14 protein-coding genes are annotated in these 12351 nt (G+C 68.1%); 6 read left to right on the top strand and 8 right to left on the bottom strand.

Translation table 11 applies throughout. From position 1 onward, the window contains the following. Positions 1-84: 84 nt before the first annotated feature. The 3 genes from EV656_RS04255 to EV656_RS04245 form a co-directional block, all read right to left on the bottom strand. Positions 85-729 (bottom strand): protein-L-isoaspartate(D-aspartate) O-methyltransferase, encoded by a 645-nt coding sequence (locus tag EV656_RS04255; RefSeq protein WP_132599869.1) that lies wholly within the window; start codon positions 727-729, stop codon positions 85-87. Further along, entirely contained in the window at positions 726-1511 is a 786-nt protein-coding gene (gene surE, locus EV656_RS04250) for a 5'/3'-nucleotidase SurE (protein WP_132599866.1), read from the bottom strand. The genes EV656_RS04255 and surE overlap by 4 nt, the downstream gene beginning before the upstream one ends. A 74-nt stretch (positions 1512-1585) precedes the next feature. Next, positions 1586-2251: an SDR family NAD(P)-dependent oxidoreductase gene (locus EV656_RS04245; protein ID WP_132599863.1), complete on the bottom strand. Its 666-nt coding sequence runs from the start codon at positions 2249-2251 to the stop codon at positions 1586-1588. Between the two features lie 138 nt (positions 2252-2389). On the opposite strand from EV656_RS04245, the gene EV656_RS04240 reads away from it, so the two are divergent. Beyond that, a complete protein-coding gene (locus tag EV656_RS04240; RefSeq protein ID WP_132599860.1) occupies positions 2390-2959 on the top strand; it encodes an NADase-type glycan-binding domain-containing protein in 570 nt (189 codons plus the stop codon). Between the two features lie 3 nt (positions 2960-2962). Here the strand turns inward: EV656_RS04240 and purF are convergent, their stop codons facing one another. The 4 genes from purF to EV656_RS04220 all read right to left on the bottom strand — a co-directional run bounded on the left by purF (position 2963) and on the right by EV656_RS04220 (position 6972). Beyond that, positions 2963-4420, bottom strand: coding sequence for an amidophosphoribosyltransferase (gene purF, locus EV656_RS04235; RefSeq protein WP_132600877.1), 1458 nt, complete (start codon positions 4418-4420; stop codon positions 2963-2965). Between the two features lie 103 nt (positions 4421-4523). Beyond that, the gene (locus EV656_RS04230) at positions 4524-5084 is read right to left on the bottom strand and encodes a CvpA family protein (protein WP_132599857.1); all 561 of its coding nucleotides are present in this window, start codon (positions 5082-5084) and stop codon (positions 4524-4526) included. A 21-nt stretch (positions 5085-5105) separates the two neighbouring features. Next, positions 5106-6473: a DNA repair protein RadA gene (radA, locus tag EV656_RS04225; RefSeq protein WP_132599854.1), complete on the bottom strand. Its 1368-nt coding sequence runs from the start codon at positions 6471-6473 to the stop codon at positions 5106-5108. 52 nt (positions 6474-6525) lie between these two features. Beyond that, positions 6526-6972 (bottom strand): TIGR01244 family sulfur transferase, encoded by a 447-nt coding sequence (locus EV656_RS04220; RefSeq protein WP_132599851.1) that lies wholly within the window; start codon positions 6970-6972, stop codon positions 6526-6528. 173 nt (positions 6973-7145) lie between these two features. Between EV656_RS04220 and EV656_RS04215 the strand changes: the two genes are divergently transcribed. Further along, positions 7146-7463 carry a TraR/DksA family transcriptional regulator gene (locus tag EV656_RS04215; protein ID WP_132599848.1) on the top strand — a complete coding sequence of 106 codons (318 nt, stop codon included), beginning with the start codon at positions 7146-7148 and terminating at the stop codon, positions 7461-7463. A gap of 266 nt (positions 7464-7729) precedes the next feature. Beyond that, entirely contained in the window at positions 7730-7960 is a 231-nt protein-coding gene (locus EV656_RS04210) for a hypothetical protein (protein WP_243695672.1), read from the top strand. Between the two features lie 37 nt (positions 7961-7997). Here EV656_RS04210 and EV656_RS04205 read toward each other — a convergent pair whose 3' ends face one another. Further along, positions 7998-8213, bottom strand: coding sequence for a hypothetical protein (locus EV656_RS04205; protein WP_132599845.1), 216 nt, complete (start codon positions 8211-8213; stop codon positions 7998-8000). 146 nt (positions 8214-8359) lie between these two features. Between EV656_RS04205 and EV656_RS04200 the strand changes: the two genes are divergently transcribed. From EV656_RS04200 to EV656_RS04190, 3 genes are all read left to right on the top strand, one after another. Next, on the top strand, positions 8360-8626 hold the full coding sequence (locus EV656_RS04200; protein WP_132599842.1) for a DUF2312 domain-containing protein: 267 nt from the start codon (positions 8360-8362) through the stop codon (positions 8624-8626). Between the two features lie 115 nt (positions 8627-8741). Further along, complete coding sequence (locus tag EV656_RS04195) at positions 8742-9920, top strand: RsmB/NOP family class I SAM-dependent RNA methyltransferase (RefSeq protein WP_132599839.1); 1179 nt, start codon at positions 8742-8744, stop codon at positions 9918-9920. A 57-nt stretch (positions 9921-9977) separates the two neighbouring features. Beyond that, positions 9978-12272, top strand: a complete 2295-nt coding sequence (locus tag EV656_RS04190) for a hybrid sensor histidine kinase/response regulator (protein WP_242469045.1) — start codon at positions 9978-9980, stop codon at positions 12270-12272. The last annotated feature ends 79 nt before the right edge of the window (positions 12273-12351 follow it).

The raw sequence follows: 12351 nt of genomic DNA, 5'->3' as shown, positions 1-12351 counted from the left end.
CGGACGGGCCGGCGAAGGGGGCGGTGCAGGGTGACCATGGCTCGATACCTCGCGTTTCGGGGACCGTTGCGCGGCCCCTCTCGTTCAGTCCTGTCCCAGTCCCTCGACCAGCGGGACGAAGCGCACGAGGCGCAACTCTTCGTAGTCGAACCCGGTCTCGGTGCGTGTCACCTTGATCAGGCTTTGCACGGCGTCCGACTGCCCGACCGGCAGCACCATGATACCGCCTGTGCGCATTTGCGCCAAGAGCGGTCCGGGCGGGTCCTCGGCCGCGGCGGTGACAAGAATGCGATCAAAGGGGGCCTGTTCCGGCAACCCGTGCGAGCCGTCCGCCGCAATGGCGGTGACATTGGTCAGCCCCAGGGCCTCGAACCGTTTCTGCGCCTCTTGTGCCAGGCGGCGGTGGCGTTCCACGGTGTAGACGCGGCGCGCCAGTCGCGACAGGATGGCGGCCTGGTAGCCCGAGCCGGTCCCCACCTCCAGCACCTTGTCGCGGGGCTGGGGGTTCAGCGCCTGGGTCATGATCCCCACGACAGAGGGCTGGCTGATCGTCTGGCCGCAGGGGATGGGCAGCGGCATATCTTCGTAGGCGCGCTCGGCGAACAGCCCGGTAACAAAGGCGCCGCGGTCGATTTCCTCCATCGCGTGCAGAACGCGGCTGTCCGTCACCCCCTTGGAGCGCAGCGCGAAGAGGAACTGCATCTTCCGCTCGGCGGCCTTGTCGGTCATTCCAGCCTCATGCGCAGATCGTCCAGCCGGTCATGGGCGGTCAGGTCCGCGCGCATCGGCGTCACGGCGATATGGCCATCCAGGTTCAGCGCCGCGTCCGATCCCGGCGCCGTGGGCAGGTTCTGCGGCCCGCCCTTGATCCACAGGAATTTCCGCCCCGAGGGCGAGCGGTGCGGTTCCACCCCGAAGGAGGCATCCCGGCGATAGCCCTGCGGGCCGACCCGCAGCCCCTTGACCTTGTCGGCGGGCAGGGGCGGGAAATTGACATTGTAGAACAGCCGGTAATCGGCGCTGTCCCAATGGCCGTTATCCCAAAGCGCCTTGACGGTGGCAGCGCCGTGGGTGCGCGCGGCCTCGAATTGCAGGGGTTCGTCGAAATTCAGCGGTCCCAGATATTGCGACAGCGCGATCGCGGGCAGGCCTTGCAGGGCGGCCTCCATCGCGCCGCCGATTGTGCCCGAATACAGCACGTTTTCCGCGGCGTTGTTGCCCCGGTTGACGCCGGACAGGACCAGATCGGGCCGGGTATCGCCCATGACATCGTGCAGCGCGGCCAGCACGCAATCGGCGGGCGAGCCTTCGGCGGCAAAGCGGCGCGGCCCCAGTTCCGCGATCATCATCGGGTGGGTGTAGGAAATCTTGTGCGCCACGCCCGATTGCTCAAAGGCGGGGGCGACGACCCAGACCTCGCCGTCCGGGCCTGCGACCTCGGTCGCGATGGCCTCCAGCACCTTCAGCCCCGGTGCGTTGATCCCGTCGTCATTGGTGATGAGAATGCGCATGCTTGCCCGCCGCCCTTGTTCCCGCCCTCAATAGTGGAGCGGCGGCGGGCCGTAAAGCACGTCAGGCGCAGCGGTCAACCCAGTGAGAGCGTATCCACCATGCGCCCTGCCTCGTCGCGGGGACGGGCGAGCGTACTGGTGTCCTCGCCGGGGTAGAAGCGGTTGCGATGCGCGGTGGGCATCGGGGCGGGCACGAAGCTGTGCACATGCACGTCCTGCAGCCGTTCCTGTTCTGCCTGCCAGCCGGCGAACAGCGCGCGCTGCGCGGCCTTGCAGGCGGAATAGGTCCCCAGGAAGGGCGTATCCTTCATGGCGTCATCGACAAAGACGGCATGACCGCCCCCCGCTGCTGCGCGCAACAGCGGCGCCACGAAATTGATCAGGATGCCGGTTGCATGAACGTTCACCGAAACCGCCTTTTCCCAGTAGGTCAGGTCGGTCTGCTCGGCCGGGCTGAAGGGCATGGTCTGGATCGCGGTATGCACCCACAGGTCCAGCTTGCCCCAGCGGTCGTAGATCCCCCGGCACAGTTGGCGCATCGCCTCAGTCTCGGCGATGTCCATGGGGGCCAGCGTGGCGGTGCCGCCGGCCGCGGTGATGCGGTCGTCCAGCTCCTCCAGCCCGCCCTCGGTGCGGGCGACGGCGATGACGTGATAGCCGCGGGCGGCCAGTTCCTCGGCCACGGCGGCGCCAAAGCCGCGCGAGGCCCCTGTCACAAGGGCGATTTTCTGATCGGTCATGGGCGGGATTTGCGCCGAAACCGGGGCAAGGTCAAGGGCCGTCCCGATGGGCAGATTGATGCAGGTCAGGGGACGGGTGCCGAAATGGTCCTAGGCTGGGATTGCGCCCGGGCCGGGCGCATCTGAGAGAGGCTTGAGATGACACGGCAAGCACATCACATGTGGGGCATGGCGACGGCCATGGTCTTGACGCTGACGCTGACGCTGGCACCGGCGGTGCGGGCGGACAGCTGCATCAGCTTGGGCGCCACCCAGTTCATCGACGGGCAACGGATCTGCGTGTCCTCGGTTCTGGGGCCGCAGGCGGGCAACGATTACGGGCCGGACAACCTGATCGACGGCAACGACCGAACCGCATGGTGCGAAGGGGCGGCGGGCCTGGGCATCGGCCAGCGGCTGTCGGTCGAGGTCTTTGGCGGGCCGCCGTTTTCCATGGTCTACCTGAAGAACGGCTATGGCAAGTCGACCACGTCCTACTATTCGAATGCACGTCCCCGCACGGTGGAATTCGCCAATGATGCCGGTGCGCGGCATGTCATGACGTTGCCGGATTCGCCTGCGGAAATCGACATCCTGATCCCGGGGCCCCCGGCGCGGCGTTGGGTTACGATGACGATCCTGGATGTCTATCCCGGCACGAAATACCAAGATACCTGCCTGAACGCCTTTGGCGTCAATTTCGAATGGGGAAACCTGCCGATGCGCTGACGATCAGCCTGCCGCCTTCAGCGCGAATCCCTTTTCGATCATGTCGCTGGGCGCCACCGGGTAATCGCCAGAGAAGCAGGCGTCGCAGTATTGCGGGCAGCCGGGGTTGCGGCCTGCGGCCTCGCCCACGGCGCGGTACAGGCCGTCGAGCGAAATGAAGCTGAGCGAGTCCACCTCCAGGTGGTCGCGCATCTCTTCCTCGGACATGCGGCTGGCCAGCAGCTTTTCCCGCTCGGGCGTGTCCACCCCGTAAAAACAGGGCCAGGCGGTGGGCGGGCTGGCGATGCGGAAATGCACCTCCTTGGCGCCGGCATCCAGGATCATCTCGCGGATCTTCTGGCTGGTGGTGCCGCGCACCACGCTGTCATCGACCAGCACCACCCGCTTGCCCGCGATCAGGGCGCGGTTGACGTTCAGTTTCAGCCGGACGCCCATGTTGCGGATCTGTTCGGTCGGTTCGATGAAGGTGCGCCCGACATACTGGTTGCGGATGATCCCCATGCCGTAGGGAATGCCGCTTTCATGGGAAAAGCCGATCGCCGCAGGCGTGCCGCTGTCGGGCACCGGGCAGACCAGGTCGGCCTCTACCGGGGCCTCGCGGGCCAGTTCCACGCCGATCTGGCGGCGGGTTTCATAGACCGAGCGGCCATGCAGAATGGAATCGGGGCGCGAGAAATAGACATGCTCGAAGATGCAGAAGCGCGAGGCGGCCTGGCGGAAGGGGCGAAAGCTTTCCACCCCGTTCTCGGCGGAGATGACCACCATCTCGCCCGGCTCGATCTCGCGCTCGAACTCGGCGCCGATGATGTCCAGCGCGCAGGTTTCCGAACTCAGCGCCCAGCCGTCGCCCGCCCGGCCCAGCACCAGCGGGCGCACGCCCAGCGGGTCGCGCACGCCGATCAGTTTGGTGCGGGTCATGGCCACGACGGAAAAGGCCCCCTCGACCCGGCGCAGGGCGTCCTTCATCCGTTCGGGAATGGTCTTCTGGAAGGAGCGCGCCATCAGGTGAATGATGCATTCGCTGTCGGATGAGCTTTGGAAGATCGAGCCGTGGTCGATCAACTCGCGCCGCAGGGCCTCGGCATTGGTGATGTTGCCGTTATGGGCCAGCGCCGCGCCCCCCATGGAAAACTCGCCAAAGAAGGGCTGCACGTCGCGGATGGCGGTCTGGCCCTTGGACCCGGCAGTCGAATAGCGCACATGCCCGATGGCCAACTGGCCGGGCAGGGTTTCCATCAGGCTGGCCTTGGTAAAGTTGTCGCGCACATAGCCGAAGCGCCGGGCCGAGTTGAAGCCGGTCGCGGGATCGTAGCTGACGATGCCGCCGGCCTCTTGCCCGCGATGTTGCAATGCGTGCAGCCCGAGGGCCACGAAATTGGCGGCATCGGTCACACCGATTACGCCGAATACGCCGCACTCTTCGCGCAGCTTGTCATCGTCAAAGGGATGGGCGAGGGGCATCTGGGGCATGGGCCGCGGCACTCCGAATCCAGATTGTCGGGTTTGGCCCCTCTCTAGTGCCTTGCGGCGGGGCTGTCACGAAAGGATCACAAAGAGGGTGCCGTCACTCGGGCGCGTCGCAATGGCCCACTAGCTTTTCGTAGTATCCCGTCAGCCAGCCCCAGGCCTTGTCCGGGTCCTGTTCGCGGATCCGCTCGGTGACCCGTTCAAAGATGGCGGCCGATTGCGAATTATCGACCATCGGGATGTCCTGGGTCGGGTTCACCGTGTCGTAGACAAAGAAGGCCAGCGCCACCAGCGCCAGCCCGCGCAGCGCGCCGAACAGGAAACCCGCGCCCTGGTCCAGCCCGCGCAGCAGCGTGCCCTGCACGATGCTCGACATCAGCGGGGTAAAGATCGACATCACCACCAGCGCCAGCGCGAACACCGCCGCAAAGGCCGCGATGATCGACAACTGACAGGAATCGGCCAGGAAATCGCCCAGCATCGGGATTTCCTGCATCAACGGTTCCGCCTGCGCGGCAAAGGTGAAGGCGACCACCGCGGCGACGATCCATCCCAGGATGGCCATGGCCTCGCGCACGAAACCGCGGGAATAGGCCAATATGCCCGAAACCACGATGACCGCGGCCACGATCCCGTCGATGGCGGTGAATCCTTCCATGGCTGGTCCCTCCGGGGTTTGCTAGCCGGCGCCGAACATTTCACCCACAAAGGCGGTCAGGTCGGCGATTTGCCGGACCGTCATGCCCGCGGGCGCGCCCGGCTTGCTGCGCGCGGGTGCGATCGCGGATGAAAAACCAAGTTTCCGGGCCTCTTTCAACCGGTTTTCGGTCTGTCCGACAGGGCGAAGCGCGCCGGACAGCGATATTTCCCCAAAAACCACGCAATCGGCGGGCAGCGCGGCATCTTCGCGCGCGCTGAGCAGGGCGGCGGCCACCGCCAGGTCGGCGGCGGGTTCTGTGACCTTCATGCCGCCAGCCACATTCAAGAAGACATCGAAGCCCGCGAAGGGAATGCCGCAGCGGGCCTCAAGCACGGCGAGGGTGGTGGCCAGCCGCCCGGCGTCCAGCCCAACCACCGTACGCCGCGGCGTGGCCAGGGGCGAGGGCGCGACCAAGGCCTGGATTTCGGTCAGAACCGGGCGGGTGCCCTCGATTCCGGCAAAGACCGCGGCACCGGGGGCGGGGTTGTCCCGTTCGGACAGGAACAGCGCCGAGGGGTTTGCAACTTCGGCCAGCCCGGCGCCGGTCATTTCGAAAACGCCGATTTCGTCGGCCGGGCCGAAGCGGTTCTTGACCGCGCGCAGGATGCGAAACTGGTGGCCGCGCTCGCCCTCGAAATACAGCACCGTGTCGACCATGTGTTCCACCACGCGGGGGCCGGCGATCTGGCCCTCCTTGGTGACATGGCCCACCAGCATGACCGCGCTGCCGCGCCGCTTGGCAAAGCTGGTCAGTTCATGCGCGGCGGCGCGCACCTGCGACACGGAGCCGGGGGCGCTGTCCACCGTGTCGGCCCACATCGTCTGGATCGAGTCGATGATTGCCAAATCGGGGCGTTCGGCATCCAGCGTGGTCAGGATGTCGCGCAGGCTGGTTTCGGTGGCCAGCTTGACCGGCGCATCAGCCAGCCCCAGCCGATGCGCGCGCATGCGCACCTGGGCGCTGGCCTCTTCGCCAGAAATATAGAGGCATTTCAGCCCCTTGCGGGCGAAACTGGCCGCCGCCTGCAACAGCAGCGTGGACTTGCCGATGCCGGGGTCGCCGCCAACCAGGATCGCCGAGGCCGGGACCAACCCGCCGCCCAGCACCCGGTCGAGTTCGGCCAAGCCGCTGGCGGCGCGGGGCGGTTCGGGTTCGGCCGTGCCGAGGTCTGCCAGCGGGATCATCCGCCCGCGTGCCCCCCCAAGGCTTTTCGCTGAGGGTCCGGCAGCAAGCGGCGCCTCTTCCTGGATGGTGTTCCAGGCGCCGCAGGCCTCGCACTGGCCGGCCCATTTCTTGTGACGCGCGCCGCAGGCGGTGCAGGTAAAGGTGGCGGTGGGTTTGGCCATGCCCCTTGTTGCCCCAGCCGCGCGCGGGTCGCAAGCGCGCGTTGGGGGCGGGTCAGCCTTGTTCGGCCAGCGCCTCTATCTGGCGGCGCAGCCCGGGCATGTGCAGCCCGGCATTGGACAGTGCGGCCACGATTTCGCCGGTGGGGCGGCGCCCGGCCTCGGCAAAGGCCCAGATCAGGGCGGCGCGCACCCCTGCGGCGCAATAGGCGAAATGCGGCCCCGGCAGGGTGAGGGCGCCTTTCTCGGCCTCCAGCGCGGTGTGGGGAATGGGGCCGTGCGGCACGATTGCCTGGGCGAATTCCAGCCCTGCGGCGCGGGCAGCCGCCGCCATGTCGGCGGCGCGCTCGCCCGGGGGGACCTCGTCATCGGGGCGGTTGCAGATCACCGTGCGGAACCCGGCGGCGGCAAGGGCTGCCAGCTCTTCGGCGGCCGGTTGCGGCCCGGTGGCGAAATCCTCGGTCAGGTGCGCCATGGGCGGCAGGGCGGTGTCGGGTGTCATCACGGGTCCGTGTTTGGGATGGGAACACTCCCGGTCGGGCCGACCGGGCGATGCCACGATAGGCGCAAAGCCAGGCTTGTTGCAATGGCAACGTTTACAGGGGGTTGATGTGGGTCAAGGCGGCGCAAGCGCGCGCATGCAAGTCTGGCCAGATCGTCTGGATGGAGGCTGCAATGGCGTCGGTGGAAGACAGGAAACGACAGCTTCTCAAGCGGCTGTCGGAACTGGATACGCGGCTGCAAGCGATCGGCGACGAACTGGACACGCACCAGTCCCGCGACTGGCAGGAATTGGCCACCGAGCGCGAGGAAGACGAGGTGCTGGAGGGCATGGGCCAGTCGGGCCTGGCCGAGGTGCAGCAGATTCGCTCTGCGCTGGCGCGAATCGAGGATGGCAGCTACGGTTATTGCATGCGTTGTGGGGCGGAAATCGCGCAGGACCGGCTGGATATCGTGCCGGCCACGCCATTTTGCCGCAATTGCGCCGGCTGACGCGTGCTGTATGGATTCGCTGCCATGATGGAGTCGAGCCGATCCCGTTCCGGCCTGATAGGTCGAGGACATGCCGCGCCGGCAGAGAGCCGGGAGGCCATCCGCGCCCGGATTGAGGCCTTGCTGTCCTCTGGAACCGTTGTATCGCAAGTCAATCAGGGCCTGAGCCGCCGCGCCAAGGCCGGCAGCCCATGGGCGGAAACGCCTGTTGCCGCTGCCGACCGCCCCAATCGCGGGGCGGGCACACGCCGCTAGAAAAAAGGCCGATGGAAAGGGAGGGCGCGATGGCGTTCGAACAACTCAAGGCAGGGATCGCGCTGATCCTGGAAGAGATCGAGAAACGGCCAGAGGATCGCCACGTCCTGCGGGAAGAGCTGCGCGAGAAAATCGCCGAGCTGCGCGGTCTGGGCATGCCGGTGCCCGAGGACATCCTGAAGCTGGAAAAGCAGCTTGAGGATGACGACTCGGACGATCTGTACGACAACATGCCGGTCTGAGGGCGCGACCGCCGCCCGTTTCGGCGGGTGGGACCGCTCAGCCCAGCATGATGCCGATCACGACCATCATCAGCCCCAGGGCCGACAGCCCCAGGGCGGCCATGTTCTGGGTCACAGCGCTTTGCAGGCGGGCGCGCAAGGCGTCCTCTGCCAGGTTGGCCCGGCGGGCGGCGAGGATTTGCAGGATACAGCGGACCAGCCATACCAGCCCCAGCAGCGAGATGGCCGCACCGGCCCAGATCAGCATTTCCATTGTACACTCCGTGGCGGTGTTTCCCGGGGCCTAGTCGATCGGGGCAGGGCGCGCAAGGCGGGGCTTGCGGGCGCGCGGGCGGGGCGCTAGGTCAGATGCCGCCCCCGCCGCGCCTGGCGGGCGGGCACCAGACCAGGAGGGGCAGGATGCAGGACGACGAGACCGCCGCGCCGGACAGCTACAAGGTCACCGCCGGTGAATTGCGCCAGTTCGTGGAGCGGATCGAGCGGCTGGAGCAGGAAAAGAAGGACATCGCCGAGCAGATCAAGGAGGTCTATGCCGAGGCCAAGGGCCGCGGTTACGACACCAAGGCGATGCGCTCGATCATCTCGCTGCGCAAGCGCGACAAGGACGACATCGCCGAGCAGGAGGCGGTGATCGCCCTCTACAAGGAAGCGTTGGGGATGAGTTGAGGCGCCCCGCGCCGTTGGAGGGCAGGGCGATGCGACACCTGACATTTGCGGGGCCGGGTCGGGCGGTTTTGCCGGGGGCCGGTTTTGGCTTGCACCGCATTCTGAGGGGTGCGGCATGACCCCCGCGGCGCGCATCGCGGCGGCGATCGGCCTGCTGGACGGCTGGTTGGCCGGCGGCGCGGCAGAACAGTTGTTGACCAACTGGTCGCGGGCCAACCGCTATGCCGGGTCAGGCGACCGGGCCGCCATCCGTGATCTTGTGTTTGATGCGCTGCGCTGTCGCCGCTCTGTCGAGGCTTTGGGTGGGGGGGACACCGGGCGCTGCATGATGATCGGATTGCTGCGCGCACGGGGCGAGGATCCGCAGACGCTTTTTACCGGCGAGGGGTACGCCCCGGCGCCGCTGACCGCGTCCGAGCAGGGGGGCGGGCTGCCCCCCGCCGATCTGCCCGAACTGGTCGCCTGCGATTGCCCGGATGGCCTGGCCCCGGACTTGCGCGACAGCCTCGGCGCGGATTTTCTGTCGGTGATGCAGGCGTTGCGGCTGCGTGCGCCGGTGTTCCTGCGGATCAACGCCGCGCGGTCAACCGTTGCACAGGTGCGCGCGGCCCTGGCGGAAGAGGGAATCGCCACGCGCCCCCACCCGCTGTCGCCCACAGCACTGGAGGTCACCGAAGGTGCCCGTCGCGTGCGCGGCAGCCAGGCCTTTGCAAAGGGGCTGGTCGAGGTGCAGGATGCCGCCTCTCAGGCCGTTGCCGACATCATGCCCGTGCCCGAGGGCGGCAAGGTACTGGATTACTGTGCCGGCGGCGGGGGCAAGACCTTGGCGCTGGCGGCGCGGGTCGGGGCGACCTATGCCGCCCATGATGCGGCCCCCGCACGGATGCGCGATCTGCCCGCGCGGGCGGCGCGGGCCGGGGCGCGGGTGACATGCGTTCAGGATCCCGCTGCCGGGGCGCCTTATGACCTTGTCATTTGCGATGTGCCCTGTACCGGGTCGGGGGCATGGCGGCGCAGCCCCGAGGCCAAGTGGCGGACCACACCGGCGGACCTGGCCCGCCTGACACAGGTGCAGGCCGGAATCCTGGACCGGGCCGCGCCGCTGGTCGCGCCGGGCGGTGCGCTGGGCTATGCGACCTGTTCCCTGATCCGGGCGGAGAATGGCGATCAGGTGGCCGCGTTCCTGGCCCGTCACGACGGCTGGCACCTGGAGGCCGAGCGCCGGTTGACCCCGCTGCAGGGCGGGGACGGGTTCTATGCCGCGGTGCTGCGCCGTCGGGGTGGGGGATGTTAACCCACGGTTAACGTGTGTCGGGAACACTGCGCCTGCCCGTCACGACCGGAGTCTGCCTTGTCCCGCCCCGCCCCTGCCTTTGCGGTCCTTGCCCGCGATCCCCTTGCCCGGCCAGACGCGCCCGTCTGGTTGCTGGGCGGTGCTGGCGGGTTGGGCGGGTTGGCGATGCTGGCGCCGGGGCCCGCGATGGCCTTGCTCTTGCTGTCGGCCGGCGGGGCGCTGGCCGCGCTGGCGCTGGTCGCCTGGGCCCTGTTTCGGCGCGGGGGGCCGTTTGGGCAGCGGGCCATGGCGCGGCTGATCGCGGATGAAACCGGGGCTGCGGTCGTCACCGATCCGATCGGGCGGGTGCTGCTGGCGACGGGGGCGGCCCGCCACCGCTGGCCTTTGGCCCGCGGCCAGCCGCTGCAGTTCGGGTTGACCGCCCTCTTCGCGGATCCCGCGCGCGCGGTGGCAGACCTGTTGGACGACGCGGCACGCGACAGTGCGGCCCAGCGTCTGGCTCACGGTCCTGCCGGGGCCGTGCGGGTGACCGTGACCCGGGCGGCGCTGCGTGCCTATCTGTGGCGGTTCGAGGGAGGGGAGGCCGAAGGCGCCCCAACGGCCCTGCCCATGCTGCGTGTCACGCGCGGCGGGATGGTCCTGTCGGCCAACCCTGCAACGCGGGCGCTGTTCGCGCGGATGCCACGCACCCTGGCCGATCTGGGGCTGGGCGACCTGCCCGCCGGTTGCGACATAACCGTCGAAATCGCCACGCCGGTGGGGCCGATTCTGCGCCGCATCCTGCGCTTGGCCGTGGATCCCGAGACCGAGGAAATCTACCTGCTGCCTCCGGAGCCGCCGGACAGTGCCGCGCAGGGCGCGCCCGACGCGGTGACCGCGCTGCTGGATGCTTTGCCGGTGGCCCTGGTGCAACTGGGGCGGGATGGCGCGATCCACCTGGCCAACGCCCGGGCGCGGGCGCTGTTGGGGTTGGCCTCGGGCGAGGCCGGCAATCTCTGCGACTTGCTGGAGGGATTGGGGCGGCCGGTCCGCGACTGGCTGGCCGCCGCCGCCGAGGGGCGAACCGCTCATCCCGCAGAGGTTCTGCGCGCCGCCCGTCCCACCTGCGAGACCTATCTGCGGGTCACGCTGACCCCGCATCGCGGGGGCGGGCTGGTCGCGGTCCTGGACGACGTGACCGAGATGAAGACGCTGGAGGCGCAATTCGCCCAAAGCCAGAAGATGCAGGCGATCGGCCAGCTTGCCGGTGGGGTTGCGCATGATTTCAACAACCTGCTGACGGCGATCTCGGGCCATTGCGACCTGTTGATGCTGCGCCACGATGCCGGTGACCCCGATTATGGCGATCTTGTTCAGATCCACCAGAACGCCAACCGCGCCGCCAGCCTGGTGGCGCAACTGCTGGCCTTTTCGCGCAAGCAGACCTTGCGCCCGCAGGTGCTGGACCTGCCCGATGTTCTGGCCGAACTGGGCCACCTGCTGGACCGGCTGGTCGGTGACAAGGTGCGGCTGCGCATGCGCCACGCGCCCGGCCTGCCCCCGGTGCGCGCCGACAAGCGGCAACTGGAACAGGTGGTGATGAATCTTGTCGTCAATGCCCGCGACGCGATGCCGGCGGGGGGCGAAATTCTGATCGAATGCGCGTTGCTGACCGTGCCGGCGCCCTGGCGCCGTGACAAGGCTGTGGTGCCCCCGGGGCGCTATGCGGTGATCCATGTCCGGGATGAGGGGGCGGGCATACCGCCCGACAAGCTGCCCAAGATATTCGAGCCGTTCTTTACCACCAAGCGCCCTGGAGAGGGGACCGGGCTGGGCCTGTCCACCGCCTATGGGATCGTCAAGCAGACCGGCGGTTTCATCTTCGCAGAAAGCGCCGTCGGCGAGGGCAGTTGTTTTTCGATCTACCTGCCCGCCCATGCGGGCGAGGCAGCCGCGCCACCTGCGCCCGCCGCCCCCGCCCCCGAAGAGCCCGCCGCAGGCGGCGTCGTCCTGCTGGTCGAGGACGAGGCCCCGGTGCGGGCCTTCGCCGCGCGCGCCCTGCGCCTGAAGGGCCACACCGTGTTAGAGGCTGCCTGCGGGCAGGATGCGCTGGACCTGCTGGAAGAGGATGATCTGCAGCCCGACCTGCTGATCACCGACATGGTGATGCCGGAAATCGACGGCCCCACGCTGGCCGCCGAGGTGCGGTTCCGTCGCCCGGGCCTGCCCGTCCTGTTCATCTCGGGCCATGCGGAGGAGGCCGCGGGCGAGGCGCGAGCGCGAATCGAGGGGGCGGAGTTCCTGCAAAAACCGTTTTCGCTGGACAGCCTGGCCGCCACCGTCCAGCGCGCGATCGGGTCCGGGCCGCGGTAAGACGGCGTTAACCCTGTTCTGCGAGGGTGCTGTGGAGAAACCTGTTGAAATGTTCCCGTTTTAACCCCATAACGGTGGG

The organism is Rhodovulum adriaticum, assembly GCF_004345735.1.
Lineage (GTDB): Bacteria > Pseudomonadota > Alphaproteobacteria > Rhodobacterales > Rhodobacteraceae > Rhodovulum > Rhodovulum adriaticum.
This window is presented reverse-complemented; position numbering and strand designations above follow the sequence as displayed.